Origin of the sequence: Chachezhania sediminis (assembly GCF_009765275.1) — a bacterium.
GTDB lineage: Bacteria > Pseudomonadota > Alphaproteobacteria > Rhodobacterales > Rhodobacteraceae > Chachezhania > Chachezhania sediminis.
Genome location: NZ_VOPH01000001.1, coordinates 478,933 through 504,236 on the forward strand (window position 1 = coordinate 478,933; position 25,304 = coordinate 504,236).

Genomic DNA, 25,304 nt, shown 5'->3' on the forward strand with positions numbered 1-25,304 from the left:
ATCAGTAGCCGCTGTCCGTGGTCAGGATCATGTGACCGGGCGCGACCTCGTTGTAGAGTGATCGTTCCGGCCGGTAATCGGTGCCATGGATCGGCGACGGAATCGGTTTGAAGTTCAGGTCCTTTTCCGTCTTGCGCACGCTGGGATCGGCCACCGGAACCGCCTTCATCAGCGCCTTGGTATAGGGGTGCTGCGGGTTCTCGAAGACCTGTGCCCGCGACCCGATCTCGACGATGCGGCCCAGATACATCACGCCGACAGTATGGCTGACCCGTTCAACGACCGCCATGTCGTGGCTGATGAACAGGAAGGACAGGCCAAGATCCGCCTGAAGCTCCATCATCAGGTTCAGGACCTGCGCCTGCACCGACACGTCCAGCGCCGATACGCTTTCGTCCGCCACGATCAGCTTGGGGTTCAGGGCAAGCGCCCGGGCGATGGCGATCCGCTGGCGCTGGCCGCCCGACATCTCGTGCGGGTAACGGCGCATGAAGCTGCGCGGCAGCTGCACCCGGTCGAACAGCATCGCGACGCGGTCCTCGATTTCGGATCCGGAGGCGATATTGTAGTTCCGCATCGGCTCGGCCACCTGGTCGATCAGCTGCATCTGCGGATTAAGCGACGCGAAGGGATCCTGGAAGATCATCTGCATGTCCAGCCGCGCCTTGCGCAGGCCTTCGGCATCCAGCGCCATGATGTCGATGCCGTCCAGGTCGATCTGCCCGGATTGGGGTTCGATCAGCCGAAGGATCGACCGGCCGGCCGACGATTTGCCGCAGCCGGATTCGCCCACCAGCGACAGCGTCTGTCCTCTGTTGATCGAGAACGAGACATCTTCGACCGCGTGGACATTCGCAACCGTCCGCCGCATCAGCCCGCCCCGCACGGGGAAACGGGTGACCAGGTTCTTGACCGTCAGCAGCACATCTTCCGTGCCGGGGATCGGCGCGATGTTCTGGTTTTCCACGCCCAGCAGCTTCATCGGCTCGGGCGCGGGCTTGCCCGTCATCTCGCCCAGCTTCGGAACGGCCGCCAAAAGCGCCTTGGTGTAATCGTGCTGCGGGTTGTTGAAGATATCCGCGACCGGGCCCTCTTCCACCTTGCGGCCCCGGTACATGACGACGACGCGGTCGGCCATCTGGGCCACCACCGCCATGTCGTGGGTGATGAACATCACCGCCGTACCGGTTTCCCGCTTCAGCCGATCCATCAGCGCCAGGATCTCCGCCTGGATCGTCACGTCCAGCGCGGTGGTCGGTTCGTCCGCGATCAGAAGCCGCGGCCGGCAGGCCATCGCCATGGCGATCACCACCCGCTGGCGCATGCCGCCCGACAATTCGTGCGGATATTGCTTCATCCGCCGTTCCGGTTCGGGGATCCGGACCTCGCGCAGCAACTCGATCGCGCGGGTCTCGGCCTGGGACCTGTTCATTCCCTTGTGGACGCGCAGCCCCTCGGTCAGCTGACGCCCCACGGTGAAGACCGGATTCAGGGCCGTCATCGGCTCCTGGAAGATCATTCCGATCTCGTTTCCGCGAATCTCGCGCATGACATCTTGATCAGCCTTAGATAGATCAAGTTCCTTGCCATTTCCGCGATCGAAAAGAATGCGGCCGCTTTCAATTTCACCGCCGCCGTATTCGATCAATCGCATCAGGGACAGCGACGAAACCGATTTGCCCGAACCGCTTTCGCCAACAATGCAGACGGTTTCGCCGGGGTTCACATCGAAAGAAACATCCTCGACGCCGACGACCTGTCCGTCGCGGGTTCCGAAGACGACACGCAACGCCTCGATCTGGGCAATCGGGGCGACGGGCTGATCGAGCATTTCGGAACCTCCGTTCGGGAATAAGGCCAAATCCGCGAAAACCGGTCGTCGAAACGACCCGGTACGGGGACCCGTTCGCGGACGCTACGCGCGGTTTCGGGGCGGTGTCAAACCCTGCCCCTGCGGCCGCTGCAGCTGCAGCATGCTTTCGCTACGGTAGGGCTTGCTTTTTCGACAGCATCTGTTTCGATGCTTCAAGACCGGGCAAACAGGGGCGAAATTGGCATGCGGTTGCCGGGAAATTCCGCAATTCTCATTGATACGGCCCGAATCCGCCTCTCCGGTACGCAAAGACGCCCGCCAACGAGCGGGGGGATGCAATCCATCAAAACAACCACAGGGAGTCTCTTCATGAAACTTAAGGCCCTCCTGCTCGGCGCTGCAGCCGGCGTGGCACTGGCCAGTGCCGCCGCGGCCGAGCGCGGATCGGACGGCACTGTCAACATCATCTATTGGCAGGCCCCGTCGATCCTGAACCCGTTCCTTTCGGGCGGCACCAAGGACGTCGAAAGCTCCAGCCTGATTCTGGAGCCGCTGGCGCGGTATGACGAAAAGGGCAACATGGTGCCCTGGCTGGTCGACGAAGTGCCGACCGTCGAAAACGGCGGTGTGTCCGAAGACCTGACCACCATCACCTGGAAGATCACCCCGGGCCTGAAATGGTCGGACGGCACGCCCTTCACCTCTGCCGACGTGAAGTTCACCGCCGACTACTGCATGGATCCCGATGGCGGCTGCGCCCAGGTGTCGAAATTCGAAGGCGTGACCAGCGTCGAAGCCCTGGACGACCTGACCGTCAAGGTGACTTTCGCCGGCCCGACCCCCTTCCCCTATGGCCCGTTCGTCGGTGGCGAAAGCCCGATCCTGCAGATGGCCCAGTTCAAGGACTGCACCGGCGCACGCGCACCGGAATGTACCCAGCAGAACTTCAACCCGGTCGGCACCGGCCCCTTCGTGGTGACGGAATTCCGTCCGAACGACGTGATCCAGCTGAAGGCGAACGAGCACTATCGTGACCCGGCCAAGCCCGCCTTCGCGACGGTCAACTTCAAGGGCGGCGGCGACGCCACCGCGGCGGCACGTGCCGTCATGGAAACCGGCGAGTTCGACTATGCCTGGAACCTCCAGCTGGCGCCCGACGTGATCGCCAAGATGGAAGCCGGCGGCAAGGGTGTGCCCGTGGCAGGCTTCGGCCCGCTGACCGAACGGATCATGGTCAACAACACCAACCCTGACCCGGCGCTTGGACCGGACGAACGTGCCGTCCAGCGTCCGCACCCGATCTTCAAGGATCCGGCCGTCGCCAAGGCCCTGTCGCTGGCCATCGACCGGCCGCTGCTGGTGGAAATCGGCTATGGCCAGGCCGGCAAGGTCACCTGCAACCTGGTGCCCGCGCCCGACGTCTACAACTCGACCACCTTCGACTGCTCGACGCAGGATATCGCCGGCGCCAACAAGCTTCTGGACGATGCCGGCTGGGTCAAGGGCAGCGACGGCATCCGCATGAAGGATGGCGTGAAGCTGAGCCTGCTCTACCAGACCTCGACCAACGCCGTCCGTCAGGACTTCCAGGCGCTGATCAAGCAGTGGTGGGAAGAGATCGGCGTGCAGACCGAACTGCGCAACATCAACTCGTCGGTCTTCTTCGGTGGCGATCCCGGCTCGCCGGACACGTTCCAGAAGTTCTATGCCGACGTCGAGATGTACGCCAACACCTTCAACGGCACCGACCCGCAAAGCTATCTGGGCAACTGGCTGTGCGACAACGCACCGACCCCGGCCAGCCAGTGGCAGGGTGAGAACGTCGCCCGCTTCTGCAGCGAGGATTACGACGCGCTGCACAAGAAGCTGACGGAAACCGCGGGCCTGGAAGACCGGGCCAAGATCGCCAAGCAGCTGAACGACATGCTGGTCGAAGCCGGCACGATCATTCCGCTGGTGCACCGCGGCCGTCTGTCGGCGCATTCCAACACGCTGGGCGGCGTCGTCCTGAACGTCTGGGACACCGAACTGTGGAACGCGGCCGACTGGTTCCGCAAGCAAGGCTCGTAAGAGCGGTGACCGGGCTGTCTGCCTGACATGACGCGTGCTCCGGGCTTCGGTCCGGGGCACGTTTCGTCTGGGGCCCTGCCCGATCCTGCACGGCGGGATGCGTTCTGATCCCGGCTTGGGCAGCATTGGCGGGAACTGCCTGTGAATGCGTCAACGGCGGCAGACTTTGCCGTCGGCCCGACGAAAGCGGCCGCGGATCCGGCGACCTTTGCGAGTTTTCTGGGCACATTGCCCCATGGGCATGACCTTGCGGCCATGTCACGGGACGTCGGGACAGACGCCCGGACCTCCAACAATGCGACCGCCTCAGGCGGCACAACGGGGTAGTATGAAGAGAGAAACGAGGACCCAAGCGACGGAGGCCGGCCCCGTGCCGCACCGTGCGCTGCCAGGGGCATCCGCAGGCCGAACCGGTCATGACGGAGCGCGCCGATGCTGAACTTCACCATCCGACGGCTGCTTCTGGCTATTCCGACGCTGCTGTTCATCAGTCTGGTGATCTTCCTGCTGCTGGAACTGGCGCCGGGGGACCCGATGGCGCAGGTGCCGCTGACGGTGCCGCCCGAGGTCAAGCAGAAGATGCGCGAGGCGCTCGGCCTAGGCGAACCCATGCCCGTCCGCTACTGGAAATGGCTTGTCCAGTTCTTCTGGATCGAACCGCAGATCCTGATCGACAACCTGTTCGGAACCCATTTCGCCGATGGCAAGCTGCGGGTGATCTCGTGGCAGACCCGTTCGCCCGTCATGGACATCGTGGCCCAGCGGATCCCGCAGACGTTGTGGGTCGTGGGCACGGCCTATGTCGTCGGCATCATCATCGCGATCCCGATCGGCATCTATTCCGCCTATCGCCAGTATTCCTGGTTCGACCAGGCCGGGACCTTCGTGTCGATGGTGGGCTTTTCCGTCCCGCCGTTCTTTTCCGGCGTGCTGGTGATCGTGGTCTTTTCGGTCAACCTGGGCTGGTTCCCGTCGATCTACGACACCACGCTGAAGGTCGACAGCTGGGACAGCTTCATGCTCCAGCTACGCCAGATGGTCATGCCGGTCATGGTGCTGGCGCTGCAGATCACGGCACAGATCAGCCGGTTCATGCGCGCGTCGATGCTCGATAACCTGAACCAGGACTATGTCCGCACCGCCCGCGCCAAGGGCCTGGGCGAACGGACCGTCGTTCTGATCCACGTGCTGCGGAACTCGATGATCCCGGTGGTGACCGTGATCGCGCTGGGCGTGCCGTCGATCTTCGGGGGCGCGATCATCACCGAACAAGTCTTCAAGGTGAACGGGATCGGCCAGTTGCTGATCACCGCGATCGAGGCCAACGATCTGCCGATGGTGCAGACGCTGACCTTCATCTTCGCGGTGCTGATCGTGATGTTCAACCTGATTGCCGACGTTCTCTACGGCATACTCGACCCGAGGATCCGCTATGACTGAGCTGACGCAGCCTATGCCGACAAAGCCGCCCCGCAGCCAGTGGGCGAATGTCTGGGACCAGTTCCGCAGCCACCGCGGGGCCGTGATGGGCGCCGTGATGTTCCTGCTGATCGTTCTGGCGGTGACGGTGGGCCCGCTGGTCTACTGGAACAATGCGCAATATGTGCCGACGGGCCGGGACTTCCTGAAACTGCGGGACATGCGGCCGATCTACATCCTGCTTTGGGACCCGTCCGCCAAGGTCGACTGGCTTTATCCGCTGGGCACCGACAATCTGGGCCGGGACACGCTGGCGCGCCTATTGATGGGGGGCCGGGTCTCGATCTCGGTCGGGTTGACGGCGATGATCCTGGCCCTGTTCCTGGGCACGCTGATCGGCATGCTGGCCGGCTTCTTCCGCCGGCTGGACGGGCCTCTGATGCGACTGTGCGACCTGTTCCTGGCCCTGCCGCTGCTGCCGATGATCCTCGTCGCCTCGGTCCTCTTCCGCGAGGCGCTGTCGGCCGTGCTCGGGCCGGAAGGCGGGATCTTCGTGCTGATCGTCTGCCTGATCGGGGTGACAAGCTGGATGCCCACGGCACGGATCGTGCGGGGCGACGTGCTGGCCCTGAAGGAACGCGAGTTCGTTCTGGCCGCGCGGTCGCTGGGCACGAAGAACCGGTTCCTGATCACCCGGCATATCCTGCCCAACGTGCTGTCGCCGATCATGGTTTCGGCCACGCTGGGGATCGCCACGGCGATCATCACCGAAAGCGCGCTGTCCTTCCTGGGGTTCGGCTTCCCGCCGGACTTTCCCACCTGGGGCAAGCTGTTGAACGACGCGGTCGACCGGATGGTGCTCTACCCCGAACGGGTGATCTGGCCCGGGCTGATGATCTCTATCTCGGTCCTTGCCGTGAACTACCTGGGCGACGGCCTGCGCGACGCGCTGGATCCGCGGATCCGGGGCCGGTAACAGCCCCGACCGTCTGCCGGGGATCTGGCCCGGCGGACGGCACCCGGACCGCAAAGCGCATTTCCAATGTGCATCCCAAGGCCCCTTGAAAGGGCCTTGGCGCCAGTCGCCACCGGCTCGAAGGATCAGTGCCCGAAGCGCCGGCGGATCCGCCGGACCGAGGCCCAGACCAACCCGATCACCGGAAGCGCTATGGCCGCTGTCAGCATTTCCTTGCTGACCCCCGCATGTTTTCCCAGCGGGTAAAGCACATAGGCCGCAAGCGTCACCGCGTAATAGCTGATCGCCACGACCGACAGACCCTCGACCGTGTGCTGCAACTGCAATTGCAGATCCGCCCGCCGGTCCATGTTTTCCAAAAGCTTCTGGTTCTGCGCGCTGCGGTCCACGTCCACCCGGGTCCGCAACAGCTCCCCTGCCCGCATCGCCCGGTCCGCCAGTGCCGCGATCCGCCGTTCGGTCGAGGCTACGGTCCGCATCGCGGGGTCATAGCGCCGCTGCATGAACTCACCAAAACTCTGCCGTCCCGTGAACCGCGCCTCGCGCAGCGCCGCGATCCGCTGCTGCACGATGGCCTCGTAGGCCCGGCTCGCCCCGAAACGGAAAGCGGCACTGGCCCCGATGCGCTCCAGTTCCGCCGAAATGGCCAGAAGCGGCGGCAGCGTCTCCTCTGGCGGGGTCCTGCCATCTGTCATCTCGGCCATCAGGCCGGTCAGGCCGGCGTCCAGCGTCCCCACTGGTCCCGACAGGTCCTGCGCGCGGGCGAAACCCAGCATGGACATGGCCTTGTAGGTCTCGATCTCGCACAGCCCCTGCAGCACACGGCCCAGCTGCCGCGGCCCCGTTTCCGGCCCCGCAAAGACGGCAAAGCGCATGTGCCCGGCCGGATCGATCCGGAAATCCCCCGCGATCACGGCGGCATCGTCCAGCACGCGGGACGCCGCCAGGCTCTCCGGCACGAACCAGTCGTCCAGCTGCACCACGATATCGGCGTCGTCCCCCCGCACCCGGATCTCGACCAGGGCCGAGGCCACACGCACCCCCGGCGCCGCCGCCAGCCAGTCGGCGGGAAAGACCGCCATGGCCTGCGGATCGAAGGCCGCAGCGCCGGGATGGTCGCTCAGCGCCGTGTAGGTCACGAATTCCGTATGGCTTTCCCACTTGATCCGGTGCCGCCCGATCTGGCCGGTGTAATGCGTGGCACCCGGCTGCGGATGGGATGCCCCGTGCCGGTCCAGCAGCGCCAGCAGATGGGCCCGGTCGGCCTCCCTGTCCCGCGCCGCCGCGTCCTCGTCGTGCTTGATCGCAAGGTACACCGCCCGCGACGGGGTCTGAACGGTCGGATACGGCCGCGCATGCAGCTCGTTCGCCAGACGATAGCGCAGCTTGTGATCCCTGATCGCGGACATGGCACATCCCTTCGGTTTCGAAGGACCATATCACCCCCGCGATCATTTTCAAATAACGCATTGATTCTAATAGATTATACGAATACCATCGTATACCGTTCGGCAGCGGGGCCCGGTCAGTCCCGGTCCAGCGGCACCGCCACGATGGTGCCCTGCGCCACCGCGCACATCTTTTCCACCCCGTCGTTCACGGCAAAGATCCTGCACTGCACCACGGCCTGGGTCCGGCCGCGCGACAGGACCTCGGCCCGGGCGATCAGGCGCTGGCCGATGCCGGGGCGGGTATAGTTGATCTTGAACTCGCTGGTCAGGACCGGCCCCATCTGGGCGCCCGCGGCATAGGTCAGCGTCGTGTCCGCCATCGCGGCCATCACCCCGCCATGGACGAAGCCGCGCTCCTGCTTGTGGTGATCCCCGATCTCCAGCTCCATCACCGAGCCGTCTGCGCCCAGGGCCGTGATCTGGAACCCCACGTGGTTGTTGAACGGCTGCCGGTCCTGGATCTTGCGGCCGAAATCGAGTTGGTCTGTCATCGCGTGTCTCCCTTTCCTGCCTGATGTCAGGCCCGCGCCGCCGATGTCAAACCGTCCCGCGCGACGCCGTGCAAAAAAGTTGCGCGCCCGTCCGCAGGGGCCGCATGCCACCTCCGTCCTCCATCGTGAAGGCAACGAACGGGGCAACGGATGACCCGACAGATCCTCCTTTCCCCGACGTGCCTGCTGGCGCCCGTGCTGGCCGGGCCCGCCGCGCAATATTCATTCCAGGCCTCAGCGGCCTGGCCTTGCGACCGCGTGGCAATCGAAGCGGGGCGATGCGCGCGGTCCGGGATGGCACCACGGCGCCGCGGGCCGGCGGCCAGGAGGTGTTGCCGGAGCAGTTCGATGCACTGGTAAGGAAGGACGGGGCGTCCGGCCTGGAATGACAAGCGGTGGGTGCGGAGCACGCGCCCTACCGGTTCGTTCATATGTCGATCGCGCAGACGGGGGCTCTGCCCCCGTCCTCCCGTTCCGGGAGGACTCCCCCGGAGGTATTTGGAGAAAAGAGAAGAAGGAAGGCGCGCGCGGGGGGGTCTTTGGTCTTCAAGTATCTCGAGGGAGGGCCGCTCCGGAAACGGAGCGGGCCGGGGGAAGCGCCCCCGGCCCGGTCTGAATCCATCGCAAGGTGGATGTCGGGCGGCGGTCACGCCGCCCGTGTGCGCTCAGTCGATCATCGGCAGGAGCTTGTCGAGCGAGGCCTTTGCATCGCCGTAGAACATCCGTGTGTTGTCCTTGAAGAACAGGGGGTTCTCGATCCCCGAATAGCCCGTGCCTTGGCCGCGCTTGGACACGAAGACCTGCTTCGCCTTCCACACTTCCAGCACCGGCATACCGGCGATCGGCGAGTTCGGATCGTCCTGCGCCGCCGGGTTCACGATGTCGTTCGAGCCGATCACGATCACCACGTCGGTTTCGGGGAAATCGTCGTTGATCTCCTCCATTTCCAGAACGATGTCATAGGGCACCTTCGCTTCGGCCAGCAGCACGTTCATGTGCCCAGGCAAACGGCCCGCCACCGGGTGGATGGCGAAGCGCACTTCCTTGCCGGCCGCGCGCAGCTTCTTGACCAGTTCGCTGACCGCGTTCTGCGCCTGAGCAACCGCCATGCCGTAGCCCGGGACGATGACGACGCTGTCGGCATCGTTCAGGGCGGCAGCCACGCCGTCGGCCTCGATGGCGATCTGCTCACCCTCGACTTCCATCTGGGGACCCGCGGCTCCGCCGAAGCCGCCGAGGATGACCGAGACGAAGGACCGGTTCATGGCCTTGCACATGATGTAGCTGAGGATCGCACCGGACGAGCCCACCAGCGCGCCCACCACGATCAGGAGGTCATTGCCCAGCGAGAAGCCGATCGCCGCTGCCGCCCAGCCCGAGTAGCTGTTCAGCATCGACACCACGACCGGCATGTCGGCGCCGCCGATGCCCATGATCAGGTGGTAGCCGATGAAGAGCGCCAGCACCGTCATCAGGAACAGCGGGAAGAGCGCGCCCGACCCAAGGTACCAGAACAGGCAGATCAGCGAGATGCCCGCCGCACCCGCGTTCAGCACGTGGCCGCCCGGCAGTTTCTTGGCGGTCGAGGTGACCTTGCCCGCCAGCTTGCCGAAGGCGATGACAGACCCGGTGAAGGTGATCGCACCGATGAAAATGCCCAGGAAGACCTCGACCTTCAGGATGCCGATCTCGACCGGGGTCTTGTGGGCCACGGTCGCGGCAAAGCCCTTCAGCGTGTGCAGCGCTTCGGGATCGCCGGCGGCCTGCAGCTCCGCCACCGCGTTCATCACGAACTCGGCGTTGAAGCCCACGAAGACAGCGGCCAGGCCCACCAGCGAGTGCATGGCGGCGACCAGCTGCGGCATCTCGGTCATCTGGACGCGCTTGGCGACAAAATAGCCGATGATGCCGCCCGCGGCGATCAGGATCAGGGACAGGAGCCACAGGCCCGAGCCCGGGCCGATCAGCGTGGCGAAGACCGCCAGCGCCATGCCGACGATGCCGTACCAGACGGCCCGCTTGGCGCTTTCCTGGCCGGAGAGGCCCCCGAGCGACAGGATGAACAGGACCGCAGCAGCAACATAGGCGGCCGTAGTGAAACCGAATTCCATGTTATCGACCCCCTCAGGACTTCTGGAACATGGCGAGCATGCGCCGGGTGACGAGGAAGCCGCCAAAGATGTTGATGCCGGCCATGAAGATCGACAGCGCCGCCAGGATGATCACGAGCGCGGAGCCCGATCCGACCTGCATCAGTGCGCCCAGGATGATGATGGACGAAATCGCGTTCGTGACCGCCATCAGCGGCGTGTGCAGCGAATGCGCAACGTTCCAGATCACCTGGAAGCCGATGAAGACCGACAGCACGAAGACGATGAAGTGCTGCATGAAGCTGGCGGGCGCGATGAGGCCCAGCAGCAGCAGCAGCACGGTGCCGACGGCAAGCATCGTCACCTGGCTTTTCGTCTGCGCCTTGAAGGCCGCGGCCTCGGCCGCCTTCCTCTCTGCCGGCGTCAGTTCCTTGGGCTTTTCCTTCGGCTTCTGCGCCGCAATCGCCTGGATCTTCGGCGGCGGCGGCGGGAAGGTCACTTCCTTGTCGAAGGTGACCGTCGCGCCACGGATGACGTCGTCGTCCATGTTGTGGTTGATCACGCCGTCCTTGTCGGGCGTGAGGTCCGTCATCATGTGACGGATGTTCGTCGCGTAAAGCGTCGAGGACTGCGTGGCCATCCGGCTGGGGAAGTCGGTGTAGCCGACGATGGTGACATCGTTGTCGGTCACGATCTTCTCGTCCGGGACGGTCAGGTCGCAGTTGCCGCCGCGTTCCGCCGCCAGGTCGATGATGACCGAGCCGGGCTTCATCATCTCGACCATGTCCTTGGTCCAGAGCTTGGGCGCCGGACGGTTCGGGATCAGGGCGGTGGTGATGACGATGTCGATGTCGGGCGCCAGTTCGCGGAACTTCTCAAGCTGCTTGGCCTGGAATTCCGGGCTGGAGGGGGCCGCATAGCCCCCCGTCGCCGCGCCGTCCTGTGCCGTTTCCTCGAAGTCGAGGAAGACGAATTCTGCCCCCATCGATTCGATCTGCTCGGCCACTTCTGGGCGCACGTCGAAGGCCAGCGTGATGGCCCCCAGCGAGGTCGCGGTGCCGATGGCGGCAAGACCTGCCACACCGGCGCCCACGACCAGCACCTTGGCCGGCGGCACCTTGCCCGCGGCGGTCACCTGGCCGGTGAAGAAGCGGCCGAAATTGGCGCCCGCCTCGATCACCGCGCGATAGCCCGCGATATTCGCCATGGACGACAGCGCGTCCATCTTCTGGGCCCGCGAAATCCGCGGAACCATGTCCATCGCCACGACGGTCGCGCCCTTCGACGCGGCCAGCTGCATCAGTTCCTCGTTCGCCGCAGGGTAGAAGAACGAGATCAGGGTCTGACCGCTGGTCAGGCGCTTGACCTCGGTTTCCGTGGGCGGACGGACCTTGGCGATGACGTCGGCGGCCTTGTACAGCTGGGCGCCGGTCTTGACGATCTCGACACCGGCCTCTTCATAGGCGGCATCCGTGAAACCGGCGGCCAGGCCGGCCCCCGTCTCGATCAGGCACTCGTGGCCCAGTTTCTGAAGCTGCCGTGCGCTGTCGGGCGTCATGGCGACGCGCGCCTCGCCTTCGAACAGCTCCTTAGGCGTTCCGATCTTCACCTTGGCGTTCCCCTTCCTGTGAACGGACAACGGGCTTTACAGGCCCCTTCCTTGGGAATGTCCCCTAACTTTCGCCCCGGTTCAACGCAATAAAGGGTCGCTGTCATGTCGGGATTTGTCGCAATTCGGGCATCTGTGCCGCAGGTTTGGGCAGGATTGTTGCCCGAAGTCCCCTCTGGGACTGACAATTGTCAGCAGCATCGTTGCGTCACGGCCGTCCCGCGGGCCCTTGCCACGGCAGGTTGCGCGACTAGGGTTGCGGCCAATCGACGGAACGGGAGGTTATCGATGCATCTTTCAGGCAAGCACGCCCTGGTCACGGGCGGCGGAACGGGAATCGGTCTAGCCATAGCGCAGGCCCTGGCGGCCCAAGGCGCGCATGTCACGATCACCGGCCGCAGGCAGGAAGTGCTGGACGAGGTGGCGGGCGAGCGCATGACCGGCATGGCCATGGATGTGCGGGACGAGGCCGACGTGGACGCCAAGATCGCCCAGGCGGTAGAAGCCCGCGGTCCGGTCCAGATCTGTGTCGCCAATGCCGGCGTTGCCGAAGGCCGCGCCCTGCACAAGACATCGCTGGAATTCTGGCGCAACATGATGGCCACGAACCTGGATGGCGCCTTCCTGACGATCCGCGCCTGCCTGCCGGGCATGCGGGCCGAAGGCTGGGGCCGGGTGATCACCGTGGCCTCGATCGCCGGGATCCGGGGGCTGAAGGGCGCGCCGGCCTATTCCGCGTCGAAGCACGGGCTGATCGGCCTGACCCGGGCGCTGAGCGAGGATTACCTGGGCACGGAAATGACCTTCAACGCGATCTGCCCGGGCTATGTCGCGACGCCCATCGTCGACCGCAACATCGAATCGATTGCCCAGCGGGCCGGTGTTTCGGCGGACGAGGCCCTGCGTCTGATGGTGGACGAAAACCGCCACAAGCGCCTGATCGCCCCCGAGGAAATCGCGACCGCCGCGATGTGGCTGGTGGGCCCCGGCTCGCAAAGCATCAACGGCCAGGTGATCGAGATCGCGGGCGGCCAGATGTGACGCCGCCCGGCCCTGGCGCGCCGGCGAAAAGCGGGGCGCCAGGGCTGCACGGCCGGCCGGTCCCCAGGGGGCGGCCGGACAGGAAGGCCCCGCGCGCCGCAAGACCGCCAGACAGGACATAGCCATGACCACCGATTTCACCGCGACCCGCAACGCCTTTCACCTGCCGAATGGCACGATCTATCTCGACGGGAACTCGCTGGGCCCCCTGCCCCGTGCCGTGCCCGACCGGGTCGCCACCACGATCCGCGACGAATGGGGCGAAATGCTGATCACCGGCTGGAACCGCGCCGGCTGGATGGCGAAACCGGGCGACCTGGGCGACCGCATCGGCCGCCTGATCGGCGCCGAAGCAGGCCATGTCACTCTGGGCGATACCTTGTCGATCAAGGTCTACCAGGCGCTGGCCGCGGCCCTGGCCCTGCGGCCCGACCGCCATGTCGTCCTGTCGGACAACGGCAACTTCCCGTCCGACCTCTACATGGCCGGCGGTCTGCTGAAGACGCTGGGCGACAAGTACGAACTCCGCGTCGTGGCGCCGGAAGAGGTCGAGGACGCCATCACCGACGAGATCGCGGTCCTGATGCTGACCGAGGTCGACTATCGCACCGGCCGCAAGCACGACATGAAAGCGCTGACACGCAAGGCGCATGACATGGGCGCGCTTGCCGTCTGGGATCTGGCCCATTCCGCCGGCGCCCTGCCGGTGGACCTGTCGGGATGCAGCGCCGACTTTGCGGCGGGCTGCACCTACAAGTACCTGAATTCCGGCCCCGGCGGGCCGGCCTTCATCTATGTCGCCCCCCGCCATGCCGATGCGGCCCTGCCCGCACTGTCAGGCTGGCTGGGGCACGAGGCACCCTTTGATTTCGACCTGGCCTATCGCCCGGGGCGCAAGGTCGAACGGATGCGGGTGGGCACGCCCCCGGTCCTGCAGATGGCTGCGCTGGAGGCCGCGATGGACGTCTGGGACATGGCCGACATCCACGATGTCCGCACCCGCTCCATCGCGCTGTCGGAACTGTTCATTCGGGAAGTGGAAAGCAGCTGCCCGGGGCTGGAACTGGTCTCGCCCCGCGACCCGCAGGTCCGTGGCAGCCAGGTTTCGTTCCGGTTCGAAAACGGCTATGCCGCGATGCAGGCGCTGATCGACCGCGGGGTCATCGGGGACTTCCGCGCCCCCGACATCATGCGCTTCGGCATCACGCCGCTGTACCTGGGCGAGGACGACATCCGGCAGGCCGCGGCGATCCTGTCCCAGATCCTGGCCGGCCGGCACTGGGACCGGCCCGAATACAGCGTGCGCCAGGCCGTGACCTGACGCGCGTCCCTGTCGGATCAGAACTCGGGCTTAAGGATCATGAGCCACATGATCAGCAGCGTAAAGAAAAAGGCCGGCACGCCGAACAACCACCACAGCCGGTAGAACTTCAGGAAGCCGGCCGAGATCGGCTTGCGCGCGTCCCGCGTGTCTTCGGCCAGTTCGCGCATCCGCAGCAAAAACAGTGTCAGCGGGATCCAGAATGCCACCACCACCGCGAACAACACCGACGACAGCATAAGCCATCCGTCCGTCATCGCGAAGCCGGCCACGCGGCTGAGCAGGACCCCCGTCACCGGTAGCACGACCAGCGCCGGAAAGGTCAGGTAAATGTCCACCGACAGCACCGACCCGGCAATATGCGCCACGCGTGTAGAACTACGGGTTGCCGTGGCCCGTATCATGAAGAATGCGACGCCGAGGATCGTGCCCAGCAGGATTGCAGCACTCAGCATGTGGAGGAACAGTAGGAGATGGTACATTTTACGACTTCCAGTAGTGCCAGTTTGGTATCGCCAGCTTAAAGCGGCGTTTTTTTTGCAAATAGTGCCGGCGACGGATCAGTCCACGACGTCGGCAGGGTTAGTCATCCGGAACCGGACCGATGACGGAACGTCACCGGACCCTGCCATAGGCCCGCGCCCCCGGGCCGGCCCATGCCGATCGGCCACCTTCGATGAAGTGTCCCGTTTCGCATGGTCCGCCGGGGCCATCTCGCTCTGGTCGAAAGTCCATCCCACCGGACCCGAATGCCCGGACTCTCGCCCGAAGCCGGGCATCCGGAAAGTCTGGAATATCCCCATTCCGGGGGCTTTTCCGGCCCTGTGGGAAGGGACACCGAACGGCGCGGGACCGCAGGGCAAGATCCAGGGCGGCACCGGCCCCGGGGCGATGCGTGACCGTCAAGATTCGAAGCGCGTCATGACGAATCCCCACACGAATGCCCGCCGGCATAGGCCGTCCGGCAGCGAGACCATGGCCTCGAACTGGTTCGATTCGGGAATTCGAAATCCGAGTCCGAACCTTTTCCGCGGCCGAAACAGGCCCGGCCGACGACCAAAGCCCCATCCGTCCCGGGGCACACCCTTGGACAGACACAGCATCGATATTTTCCAAAGCAAGGAAATTAAAAGGTATTCTGCCCACGCGCCCCCCCGGATCGGATGTCCGATCTGTGAAGTTTCGCGCGACTTATTAGAATAAGTCTATTTTAAGCAACAAGCATCAGTCGCGTCGGCAAGGAATCGCCACACACTCCGATTAATATCGACTTATTGTGCAGGCAGAGCGCGCCGCTCTTTCACACCGGGTTTGTCGTAATCGGTTCCCGGCGCTCCAGGCCCGGACCGATCAGGGCGGCAAGCGCCTCCAGCAGCGCGACATAGCTGTCATAGTCGTCGGCCGCGAATTTCAGCCCCTTCAGGGCTGCGGTCATGGCGCGGGCCGCGGCCTCTGGCGCCTCTGGCGGGGCGATGCGTCCTGCCCTGGCCAATGCGTGCAGCCAGTCGGCATAGATCCCGGTCAGGGTCCGCTCTCCCGCCTGGGCAATGTCCAGCGCGACCAGCGATCCCGCGTCGAACAGCTCCATTCCGTGGGGCGATTGCATCAGCAGGGCCAGCAGGTCCCCGCCCTGGGCACGGAAGGCCCGGGACAGCACGGCGGCGATCGGCCGGTCATCCCCTGTGGCCAGGGCCTCGCGCAGGTTCATGGCCGCCTCGGCATAGAACCAGTCGACCATGGTCCGGAAGATTTCTTCCTTGTTGCGATAGTGCAGGTACAGCGCAGGGCGCGACATGCCTGCGGCGCGCGCGATATCGTCCATCGACGTCTTCCGATAGCCGTAAGACGCGAAAGCCGTGGTGGCCGCCTGCAGGATCGCCTTCCGCCGTGGGTCGGAACTGTCTTTGCTCATGAATGCCCTCGCGGCCCGGGCTTTGACACTTTCGCCCCAGATTGTCAAATTACAGATTGACGTTTTTTGAAAATATTGTCAGGATCGACGAAACCAGAGGGAGAGGTCCCATGTCGACGACACTGACGGTCAACGGAACCCCACACGACATCGACCTGCCCGGCGAGGTCCCGCTGCTTTGGGTGCTGCGGGACGCGCTGGGAATGACCGGCACGAAATACGGCTGCGGCGTGGCGGCCTGCGGTGCCTGCACCGTCCACGTCAACGGGACGGCGGTCCGCAGTTGCCAGATGGCGTTGGCGGATGTCGACGGGCCGGTCACGACGATCGAGGGGCTGGGCACGCCCGACGCCATGGCCGCGATCCAGGCGGCCTGGGTCGACCACCAGGTGGCGCAATGCGGCTATTGCCAGTCGGGGCAGATCATGCAGGCGGCGGCCCTCTTGGCGGACAACCCCGCCCCAAGCGACGACGACATCGACATGGCCATGCAGGGCAACCTGTGCCGCTGCGGGACCTATCCCCGGATCCGCGCCGCGATCCATACTGCCGCCGCCAAGATGAAGGAGGCCTAGGATGTCCCGCATCGGCAAGATCGCCCGCCGCACCTTCCTGATCGGGTCCGCCGCCGTCGTGGGCGGCGTGGCCTTCGGCGCGTACTATATCGGCCGCCCTGCCCCGAACCCCCTGAAACCCGAACCGGGGCAAGCGGTGCCCAACCCCTTCGTCGTGATCGATCAGGACGGCGTGACTCTGGTCGCCCCCCGGGCCGAGATGGGTCAGGGCGTCCAGACCACCTGGGCCGCCATGATCGCCGAGGAACTTGATGTCGACCTGGGACAGGTCCGCGTGATCCATGGACCGGCCGCCGCCGCCTATTACAACACGGCGATGATGGGCGGCCTGCTGCCCGGCAAGGAATACGAAATGACGGCCTTTCAGCACGGCATCGCCGACGTGCTGGGCAAGGTCGGCAAGGTTCTGGGCGCACAGATCACCGGCGGCTCGACCTCGATGGCCGACGGGTTCCCGCGGATGTGCGCCGCCGGCGCCTCGGCCCGGGAAACGTTGAAGGAGGCCGCGGCCCAACGGCTGGGGATCGACCGCAGCCGGCTGACGACGCGGGACGGCAAGGTCATCGCCCCGGGCAATGTCGAGCTGCGATACGAGGATCTGGCGGCGGACGCGGCAAAGCTTTCCCCGGTCACGGACGTCGCTCTGCGGGATCCGTCGCAGTGGCGCTATCTGGGCAAATCGGTGCCCCGCGTCGACATGGCGGCCAAGGCGACCGGCACCGCGGAATTCGGCATCGACGTCCGCCTGCCGGGCATGAAATTCGCGGCCCTGAAGGCAAACCCGGCCCGCGCGGGCATGGCGGGCTTTGACGCCTCGGACGCGTTGCGGATGCCGGGGGTCGAACAGGTCGTGGACCTGGGCGATGCCTTCGCGGTCGTGGCCACGAATACCTGGCTGGCGTTGCAGGCGGCCGAGGCGGTAAAACCCGATTGGGACGCCGCCGCTTATCCCGCCGATACCGACGCGATCCTGGCCCGGATGGCGCGCGCCTTCGACGGCAGCCCGGATTCGACCATGCGCGACGATGGCGATGTCGCCACCCTGCCCGCAGGCGCGACCGAGGTCACGGCAGACTATACCGTCCCCTACCTGGCCCACGCGACGATGGAGCCGATGAACGCCACCGCTCTTCTGAAGGACGGCAAGCTGGACATCTGGTGCGGCAACCAGGCCCCGATCCTGGTCCAGGACCACTGTGCCGCGGCCGCCGGCGTGGCCAAGGAAGATGTCGAGGTTCACACGACCTTCCTGGGCGGCGGCTTCGGCAGGCGGGGCGATTTCGATTACGCGGTCTATGCCGCGAAGCTGGCCAGGGCGATGGACGGCACCCCTGTCCAGCTGACCTGGTCGCGGGAAGAGGACATGACCCACGACTTCTACCGCCCCGCGGCGCTGGCCCGGATGAAGGGTGCGGTGAAGGACGGCAAAGTCGTGATGCTGGACGGCCGGATCGCGTCGCAATCCGCGATCAGGCAGTACATGACGCGGATGGGCCTGTCACCGGTGGGACCGGACAAGGTGATGGTCGAAGGCGCCTTCAACCAACCCTACGGGATCCCGAACTATCGCATCCGCGGCTACGTCTCGGACCTGGCCCTGCCGGTGGGGTCCTGGCGGTCGGTCGGCAATTCCCACAACGGGTTCTTCCACGAATGTTTCGTGGACGAACTGGCCCATGCCGCCGGCGCCGACCCGCTGCAGATGCGCTACGACCTGATCCGGGACATCCACGCGCCCTCGGCCGGGACGCTCGCCGCGGTCCGAGAGATGTCCGGCTGGACCGGCAAGACCCCCGACGGCATCGGCCGCGGCGTTGCCTTCTGCTACAGTTTCGGCACGCCGGTCGCGACAGTGATCGAGGTCCGGAACGAAGACGGCGCCATCCGCATCGCGAAGGCCTGGATCGCCTGCGACGCGGGCCTGGCGCTGGACCCGTCGATCATCGAGGCGCAGATGACCGGCGCCCTGGTCTATGGTCTGTCGGCCGCCTGCTTCGGAGAGATCACGTTCAGCGACGGCGCGGCGGAACAGCAGAACTTCTACGACTACGACGCTCTCAGGATCCACAACTGCCCGGAGATGGAAGTCCGGGTGCTGGAGACGAACCCCTATCTCGGCGGCGCCGGCGAGCCCGGCACGCCCGGATCGATGCCGGCCCTAGCCAACGCGATCTTCGACCTGACCGGAACTAGGCCGCGCAAGTTGCCGTTGATGCACGACTTCGACCTGCTGGTCTGATGTTCATCCGTTACAGGACCGAGAGCCGCCCCATGGGGCGGCTCATTCCCTTTAAGGATCCAATGTCAACGTTCTGACGCCCACCCACAGGGTAAATGGTCCCCGTGCACCCTGACGCGTTCGCCTCACCCTGCGCATTGCAACGCCGCCGGACGCCGATGCTCCGCCCAGGCGCGCACGGCATCGCCAAAGGCCTCGAACAGGGGCCGCGAGACCGGATCGTTCGCGGCATTGTATTCCGGGTGCCACTGCACCGACAGCGTGAACCCCGGCGCACCGTCGACATAAATCGCCTCGGGCGTGCCGTCGGGGGCAAAGCCGTCCATGACCACCCGCTCGCCCGGTTCCTTGATACCCTGCCCGTGCAGCGAATTGGTCATCACCTCGCGCGCCCCGAACAGTTTCGCAAAGGGCCCGTTCGGCCGCAGGCTGACGACATGGCGCAGGGCGAACTTCTCCTCGATCGTGCCGTCCGGCGGCATCCGGTGGTTCATCCGCCCCGGCAGGTCCCGGATTTCAGGATAAAGCGACGACCCCATGGCCACCGCCACCTCCTGGAAACCGCGACAGACGCCGATGAAGGGCTGGCCGCTTTCGACGCAGGCCCGGATCAGCGGCAACGTGATCCCGTCGCGGGCCCGGTCGAAGGTGCCGTGCGCCTCTGTCTCGTCCTCGCTGTATTCCTCGGGATGGACATTGGCCCGCCCCCCGGTCAGCAGGAACCCGTCGCAGCACTCCATCAGGTCCTCGACACAGACGAAGGACGGATCGCTCGGGATCACCAGCGGCAGGCAACCCGAGACATGGGCAATGGCCTCGGCATTCATGCGTCCGCCGGCAAAGGTCTGGTAACTGTCGCCGATCACCGTCGCATTGCCGATCACGCCCACAACCGGCCGCCGCCCGGCCCCGCCGACCTCGCGCTTTACCGTTGGCGCCGTCAGCGGCACGGCGGCAGAGGAACCCTGGACGGAGATGGAGGGGCTGCGGGACATGGTCGACCTTTCGGAAACTGACCCGCAAAAGCTAACGTCCGCCCCCCGCCGCCACAAGGCGGCGGCCCTTGCACTCCGGCACAGTCCAATCTGCCGGTCTGCACATCTGGCAGGCTGTTGCCCGGATTCCGGGCATCCTGCCCGTTTCGCACGCTCAACGTTCGCCGGTCAGACCCGCCGCCGCGATCCCGGCCAGCGCCGCATCCGCATCGTTTTCCGAGGTATCGCCGCTGACGCCGACGGCGCCGATGACCAGCCCGTCCTCGTTCCGGATCAGCACGCCCCCCGGGACCGGCGCGAAATGGCCGTCGAAGACGCCCGTCAGGGCCGCGGAAAAGAACGGACGCGCCTCGGCCAGCCCGGTCAGGGCCGTCCCCGCCATGCCCATCATTACCGCGCCATAGGCCTTGCCATGCGCCACGGCATAGCGGCCGGGCGAGGCACCGTCCTCGCGCTCGAAGGCCACGGTATGCCCGCCTTCGTCCAGGACGATCACCGCCAGCGGATTGAACCCCTTCCTGCGGCCTTCGTCCTGCGCGGCACGCACGATGACCCGCGCGGTCTCGATCGAAAACATGGCTCTCTCCCTCAAAGGCCGGGGCGCGTCCCGCCCCTTCTTCTCTTCAAAAATACTCGCGGGGGAGCGCGAGGGGGCCAAGGGTCCCCTCGCTCCGCCCCTGCCGCTTCAGACGGCCGCCTTCTTCTCCAGGCGCCGCGCATGCAGCACCGGCTCGGTATAACCGGACGGCTGCACCCTGCCCTTGAAGATCAGATCGCAGGCCGCCTGAAAGGCGATCCCGTCGAAGGCCGGCGCCATCGGTTCGTAAAGGGGGTCGCCCGCATTCTGTTCGTCCACCTTCGCCGCCATCTTGTGCAGCGCCTTCATCACATCCTGCGCCGACACCACGTCGTGGTGCAGCCAGTTGGCGATGTGCTGGGCGGAAATCCGGCAGGTCGCGCGGTCCTCCATCAGACCCACATCGTTGATGTCGGGCACCTTGGAACAGCCCACGCCCTGGTCGATCCAGCGCACGACATAGCCCAGGATGCCCTGGGCGTTGTTCTCGACCTCGCGGGCGATCTGCTCGGGGCTCCACTGCTGGTAGGCCGCCAGCGGGATGTCCAGCACCGTGTCCACGAAGGCGCGGCGCCCGCCCTTCTTCAGCGCGTCCTGCACGGCAAAGACGTTCACCTTGTGATAGTGCAGTGCATGCAGCGTCGCGGCCGTGGGGCTGGGCACCCAGGCACAGTTGGCGCCCGCCTGCGGATGCTCGATCTTGGCCTGCAGCATCGCCGCCATCTTGTCGGGCATGGCCCACATGCCCTTGCCGATCTGCGCCTTGCCCTGCAGCCCGCATTCCAGGCCGATATCGACGTTCTGGTTCTCGTAGCCCGAAATCCAGGCCTTGCGCTTGATGAAGTCCTTGCGGCTGAACGGCCCCGCCTCCATCGAAGTGTGGATCTCGTCCCCCGTCCGGTCCAGGAAGCCGGTGTTGATGAAGGCCACCCGGTGCTTTGCCGCCCGGATACACTCCTTCAGGTTGACCGACGTCCGGCGCTCCTCGTCCATGATGCCCAGCTTCACGGTGTATTGGGGCAGCGCCAGGATCTCTTCCACCATGGTGAAGATCCGGTCGGCAAAGGCGACCTCGTCCGGCCCGTGCATCTTGGGCTTCACGACATAAACCGATCCGCAAGTCGAATTGCCGCCATCCCGGCCCAGGTCGTGCATCGCGATCACCGTGGTGATCAGCGCGTCCATCAGGCCTTCGTAGATCTCGTTCCCGTCTCGATCCAGGATCGCCGGATTGGTCATCAGGTGGCCGACATTCCGGACCAGCATCAGCGCCCGGCCCTTGAGCACCTTCCGTGATCCGTCCGGCGCCGTGAAGACGCGATCCGCGGCCAGGGTCCGGGTCATGGACTTGCCGCCCTTTTCAAAGGTGTCCTCCAGGTCGCCTTTCATCAGGCCCAGCCAGTTGCGATAGGCCAGCACCTTGTCCTCGGCATCGACGCAGGCAACCGAGTCTTCGCAGTCCATGATCGCCGACACCGCGCTTTCGATCACTACATCCGCGATTCCCGCCCGGTCGGTCATGCCGATCGGGTGATCCCGGTCGAAGACCAGTTCGACATGCAGCCCGTTATTGACCAGCAGGACCGAGGTCGGCCGGGACGGATCGCCGGCGAAGCCCGCAAATTTCCCGGGCTCCATCAACGGATAGCCGTCGGCAAGAAGCGCCCCGTCCTCGACCTTGTAAGCGGTCACGTCGGCATGAGAGGCGCCTTCCAGCGGAAAGGTCTCGTCCAGGAAGACGCTCACGCGGGCGACGACGCGGGCGCCACGGCCGGCCTCGAACGGCCCCGCGGGCGGCAGCGATCCCATGGCGTCGGTGCCGTAATAGGCATCGTAGAGCGAGCCCCACCGCGCATTCGCGGCGTTCAGCGCATAGCGGGCATTGGTGATCGGCACCACCAGCTGCGGTCCGGCGACGGATGCGAATTCCGGGTCGGTGTTCCGGGTCTCGATCCCGAAATCCCCGCCCTCGGGGACGAGGTATCCGATCTCCCTCAGGAAGGCCTTGTAGGCCTGATGATCGTGGGGCTGGCCGCGATGGGTGACGTGCCAGGCATCGATCTGTTCCTGCAGGTCTTCGCGCCGGGCCAGGAAGGCGCGGTTTTCCGGGCCCAGCTCATGCGCCATGCGCGACAGGCCGGCCCAGAACACGGCAGGCTCCACTCCGGTGCCCGGCAGCGCCTCTGAGTCTATGAACGCCTTCAGCTCGGGCGCCACCTGCATCTCTTCCACGGTCACAAGGGTTGTCATTCGGGCGCTCTCCTCGTCAGGCCCCGCCCGGAGTAGAGGATCGGTCCGGTTCGGGCAATGTCGTTAAACATGATGGATACCATCAGAATAATCCATCATCCGCGCGCAGGCAGCACTTTCAAGATTTCCGAGAGTCAGGGGTTACGGCGATCATACTGTACGTGGTCCGCACGCCTCATCACCATGACCAGACCCAGGCGTGGAGACTACGTCCCAGAAGGTGCGGGAAATCGGCGTATTCAGGTACGATGGGAGCCGGGTCGCAAGGTTGATCAGGCACGCGCCAGTCACAGCAAGACAATGCAGATGCCACTGTCATGCCACAGGACCATCGCCTCGGGGCCAAAGCATTCATCTTCGGCCAGACCGATGATCAGCACTCTGTCCCCGTCGAACCGGATCCTGAAATTCCGATCCCCCGTCGATGTTCCCAAGACGGTTGCACCGGCAAAGCCCTCGGCTTTACCACCTTGGAAAGCAAGGGTGTTGTTGACCGTCATGCGCAGTCCACCCGCAGAATACAATCCGCAGATTGTCGTTGATGAATTCTACGAGGGCAATCTTCCGGGACGTCAGGAATCTATCGAACAGGGTCATCTTCCACCGCTTCAGGATACAGAACGCACGTCTCCTTCATTCGAGTGAGCTTGCGCCATCCGTAGGGTGCGTGGTCTCCACGCACCGTTCCGCAAACCAATGGCCCGTGGAAAGCCCCCCTACCGCCCGAACGGCACGTGTCGGCCTTCGGTTTCCTCGACCTTGGCATAGAAGTCGCGCAAGGTCCGGCCCTTCAGCGGGCGGAACGTCTCGCCCGTGTCGTCCATCGCCGCAATCCTATCGACGCGGAACATCCGGAAATCGTCGCGCAGTTCGCACCAGCCGACCAGGGTCCAGACCTTACCCCAGAACCACAATCCCAAGGGCTGCACGACCCGTTCCGTTATCCGTCCGTCCGCGTCGGCATAGGACAGCCGCAGCCGCCGGCGCAGGTCGACCCCCTGTTCCAGCAGGTCCAGCCGCTGGCGCACCGCTTCGGTCATCTGCGGTGCGAAGGACCGTATCTCGACGCCCCGCGCCTGAACGCGGGCGTCGGGGGGCAATACTTCCTCGATCTTGATCAGCGCCTCTTCCGCCGCCCGCGCCATGGACGCCCCGCCCCAGGCGCGCAGCAGCCGGGCCCCTGCAACCAGCGCCGTGATCTCGTCCCGCGTGAACATCATCGGCGGGATGTCGTAGCCGTCGTCCAGCACATAGCCGAACCCCGCCTCGCCCGAGATCGGCACACCAGAGGCCATCAGGTCCGCGATATCGCGATAGACCGTGCGCTTGCTGACCTCCAGCGCCCCGGCCAGCTTTTCGGCCGTGGTGCGCCGACCGCCCCTCAGATGCTGAATGATCTCGAACAGGCGGTCGGCGCGACGCATCAGGCGAACTCGATGAAGCCCACCGAGTTGCCGTCCAGGTCCTCGGCATAGAAGAAGCGCCCCCGCGGGAACGGGATCGGCGGAGATATCACGGTGCCGCCGGCGTCCTTCACGCGTTCCATCGTCGCTTCCAGCTTGTCGGGCGCGGCCAGATGGATGGTCGAACCCATGCCGCGGGGCGCGGGCTTGCCCGGATAAAGATGCCCGGCCACGCCACCGGGGGATGCGGCCTTGAACATCGCCATCGGGTTCGGGCCTTCGGTGACGTAGTCGAATTCCATGTCCGTCACGGCGGTATAGAACGCCATCGCTTTGTCCATGTCAGTGACCGGGATTTCCATCCAGACGGTCGGGTTTTCAGGTGCATAGGTCATCGGTCGGGCTCCTTCTGTCTTCCGATGAGCCTTCTGTCGCACACACATGCTGACAGCATCCTGTCAGCATGTGTCACCAGTGCCGACGGCACAACAGAAAAGCCCGCCGCCGGCTGTCCGGGGCGGGCCTTTTCCACATTTGGTCGCGGCGCTGTCAGCCACCGGCGGTCGACGTTCCAGGGGCCACAGCCGGCGTCGCGTCGTTGTCGCCTACATCGCTTGAACTTGCGAACAGGCCGACAGCCAGGATCAGGGCCACGATGGCGCCCAGCGCGGCGAAGATGCCGACCAGGGCCGGCTTGTGCCGCCGGGCTTCGCGGTCGACGTTGGTGTCAGGTGCAGACATAAGGGGTCCTTTCCATCCTTCTTCCGTGTTCCGTCATGGTGCCAACGCCCGGACGCCAGACTTGTTTCATGGCAATTCCGCGCAGGCCGGGGAAAACCGGGCCCCGCCCGCATGCAGGGCACCTGGGGAAAACACGCTTCCGAAGGGGAAAACGCGCTTCCGAAGCGGCGCAAGACCAGGCGAAGCCGGGGCCAGACCCGGTTTTTTCGATGCAGGACAGGCCCTTGCCCCTGACATCGCGGGCGGACGGAATCCGCGCGACGCGAAGAAAATGCGGCAGTGCAGAAACGCCCCTTGTAGCCCGCCTGCGGAAATTTTAACCTGTTCCTAA

The 25,304-nt window shown here is 65.2% G+C and carries 21 protein-coding genes; 7 read left to right on the top strand and 14 right to left on the bottom strand.

All coding sequences use genetic code 11. The annotated features are described in order from the left end of the window. Position 1: 1 nt before the first annotated feature. Positions 2-1,831 (bottom strand): ABC transporter ATP-binding protein, encoded by a 1,830-nt coding sequence (locus tag FQK05_RS02250; protein ID WP_158964164.1) that lies wholly within the window; start codon positions 1,829-1,831, stop codon positions 2-4. A gap of 351 nt (positions 1,832-2,182) precedes the next feature. Between FQK05_RS02250 and FQK05_RS02255 the strand changes: the two genes are divergently transcribed. From FQK05_RS02255 to FQK05_RS02265, 3 genes are all read left to right on the top strand, one after another. Continuing rightward, on the top strand, positions 2,183-3,883 hold the full coding sequence (locus tag FQK05_RS02255; protein ID WP_158964166.1) for a peptide ABC transporter substrate-binding protein: 1,701 nt from the start codon (positions 2,183-2,185) through the stop codon (positions 3,881-3,883). A gap of 432 nt (positions 3,884-4,315) precedes the next feature. Beyond that, entirely contained in the window at positions 4,316-5,323 is a 1,008-nt protein-coding gene (locus tag FQK05_RS02260; protein WP_158964168.1) for an ABC transporter permease, read from the top strand. Next, complete coding sequence (locus tag FQK05_RS02265) at positions 5,316-6,278, top strand: ABC transporter permease (protein ID WP_158964170.1); 963 nt, start codon at positions 5,316-5,318, stop codon at positions 6,276-6,278. The genes FQK05_RS02260 and FQK05_RS02265 overlap by 8 nt, the downstream gene beginning before the upstream one ends. A 125-nt stretch (positions 6,279-6,403) precedes the next feature. Here FQK05_RS02265 and FQK05_RS02270 read toward each other — a convergent pair whose 3' ends face one another. From FQK05_RS02270 to FQK05_RS02285, 4 genes are all read right to left on the bottom strand, one after another. Then, positions 6,404-7,687 (bottom strand): DUF3422 family protein, encoded by a 1,284-nt coding sequence (locus tag FQK05_RS02270; protein WP_158964172.1) that lies wholly within the window; start codon positions 7,685-7,687, stop codon positions 6,404-6,406. A 116-nt stretch (positions 7,688-7,803) separates the two neighbouring features. Then, positions 7,804-8,220, bottom strand: a complete 417-nt coding sequence (locus FQK05_RS02275; RefSeq protein ID WP_158964174.1) for a PaaI family thioesterase — start codon at positions 8,218-8,220, stop codon at positions 7,804-7,806. A gap of 665 nt (positions 8,221-8,885) precedes the next feature. Then, positions 8,886-10,331 carry an NAD(P)(+) transhydrogenase (Re/Si-specific) subunit beta gene (locus FQK05_RS02280; RefSeq protein ID WP_158964176.1) on the bottom strand — a complete coding sequence of 482 codons (1,446 nt, stop codon included), beginning with the start codon at positions 10,329-10,331 and terminating at the stop codon, positions 8,886-8,888. A gap of 13 nt (positions 10,332-10,344) precedes the next feature. Continuing rightward, positions 10,345-11,919 (bottom strand): Re/Si-specific NAD(P)(+) transhydrogenase subunit alpha, encoded by a 1,575-nt coding sequence (locus FQK05_RS02285; protein WP_158964178.1) that lies wholly within the window; start codon positions 11,917-11,919, stop codon positions 10,345-10,347. Positions 11,920-12,207: 288 nt separating this feature from the next. On the opposite strand from FQK05_RS02285, the gene FQK05_RS02290 reads away from it, so the two are divergent. Together FQK05_RS02290 and kynU are read left to right on the top strand one after the other, a co-directional pair. Further along, positions 12,208-12,960: an SDR family NAD(P)-dependent oxidoreductase gene (locus tag FQK05_RS02290; protein WP_158964180.1), complete on the top strand. Its 753-nt coding sequence runs from the start codon at positions 12,208-12,210 to the stop codon at positions 12,958-12,960. 124 nt (positions 12,961-13,084) lie between these two features. Further along, on the top strand, positions 13,085-14,281 hold the full coding sequence (gene kynU / locus FQK05_RS02295) for a kynureninase (RefSeq protein ID WP_158964182.1): 1,197 nt from the start codon (positions 13,085-13,087) through the stop codon (positions 14,279-14,281). Between the two features lie 17 nt (positions 14,282-14,298). Here kynU and FQK05_RS02300 read toward each other — a convergent pair whose 3' ends face one another. Then, a complete protein-coding gene (locus FQK05_RS02300) occupies positions 14,299-14,763 on the bottom strand; it encodes a DUF2269 family protein (protein ID WP_158964184.1) in 465 nt (154 codons plus the stop codon). Between the two features lie 818 nt (positions 14,764-15,581). Then, positions 15,582-16,193 (bottom strand): TetR/AcrR family transcriptional regulator, encoded by a 612-nt coding sequence (locus FQK05_RS02305; protein WP_158964186.1) that lies wholly within the window; start codon positions 16,191-16,193, stop codon positions 15,582-15,584. A 110-nt stretch (positions 16,194-16,303) separates the two neighbouring features. Here FQK05_RS02305 and FQK05_RS02310 point away from each other — a divergent pair, with 110 nt between their 5' ends. Next, positions 16,304-16,768, top strand: a complete 465-nt coding sequence (locus FQK05_RS02310; protein ID WP_158964188.1) for a (2Fe-2S)-binding protein — start codon at positions 16,304-16,306, stop codon at positions 16,766-16,768. Between the two features lies 1 nt (position 16,769). Next, positions 16,770-19,007 carry a xanthine dehydrogenase family protein molybdopterin-binding subunit gene (locus FQK05_RS02315; protein ID WP_158964190.1) on the top strand — a complete coding sequence of 746 codons (2,238 nt, stop codon included), beginning with the start codon at positions 16,770-16,772 and terminating at the stop codon, positions 19,005-19,007. A gap of 125 nt (positions 19,008-19,132) precedes the next feature. Here FQK05_RS02315 and FQK05_RS02320 read toward each other — a convergent pair whose 3' ends face one another. From FQK05_RS02320 to FQK05_RS02350, 7 genes are all read right to left on the bottom strand, one after another. Next, positions 19,133-20,002: a gamma-glutamyl-gamma-aminobutyrate hydrolase family protein gene (locus tag FQK05_RS02320; RefSeq protein ID WP_158964192.1), complete on the bottom strand. Its 870-nt coding sequence runs from the start codon at positions 20,000-20,002 to the stop codon at positions 19,133-19,135. Positions 20,003-20,156: 154 nt separating this feature from the next. Next, on the bottom strand, positions 20,157-20,579 hold the full coding sequence (locus FQK05_RS02325; RefSeq protein ID WP_158964194.1) for a GlcG/HbpS family heme-binding protein: 423 nt from the start codon (positions 20,577-20,579) through the stop codon (positions 20,157-20,159). 108 nt (positions 20,580-20,687) lie between these two features. Then, the gene (locus FQK05_RS02330) at positions 20,688-22,829 is read right to left on the bottom strand and encodes a malate synthase G (RefSeq protein ID WP_158964196.1); all 2,142 of its coding nucleotides are present in this window, start codon (positions 22,827-22,829) and stop codon (positions 20,688-20,690) included. Positions 22,830-23,116: 287 nt separating this feature from the next. After that, positions 23,117-23,329, bottom strand: a complete 213-nt coding sequence (locus tag FQK05_RS02335; protein ID WP_158964198.1) for a hypothetical protein — start codon at positions 23,327-23,329, stop codon at positions 23,117-23,119. A gap of 216 nt (positions 23,330-23,545) precedes the next feature. Continuing rightward, positions 23,546-24,253 carry a helix-turn-helix transcriptional regulator gene (locus FQK05_RS02340; protein ID WP_158964200.1) on the bottom strand — a complete coding sequence of 236 codons (708 nt, stop codon included), beginning with the start codon at positions 24,251-24,253 and terminating at the stop codon, positions 23,546-23,548. Then, positions 24,253-24,627, bottom strand: a complete 375-nt coding sequence (locus tag FQK05_RS02345) for a VOC family protein (RefSeq protein WP_158964202.1) — start codon at positions 24,625-24,627, stop codon at positions 24,253-24,255. The genes FQK05_RS02340 and FQK05_RS02345 overlap by 1 nt, the downstream gene beginning before the upstream one ends. Positions 24,628-24,781: 154 nt before the next feature. Next, positions 24,782-24,973 carry a hypothetical protein gene (locus FQK05_RS02350; RefSeq protein WP_158964204.1) on the bottom strand — a complete coding sequence of 64 codons (192 nt, stop codon included), beginning with the start codon at positions 24,971-24,973 and terminating at the stop codon, positions 24,782-24,784. Between the last annotated feature and the right edge of the window lie 331 nt (positions 24,974-25,304).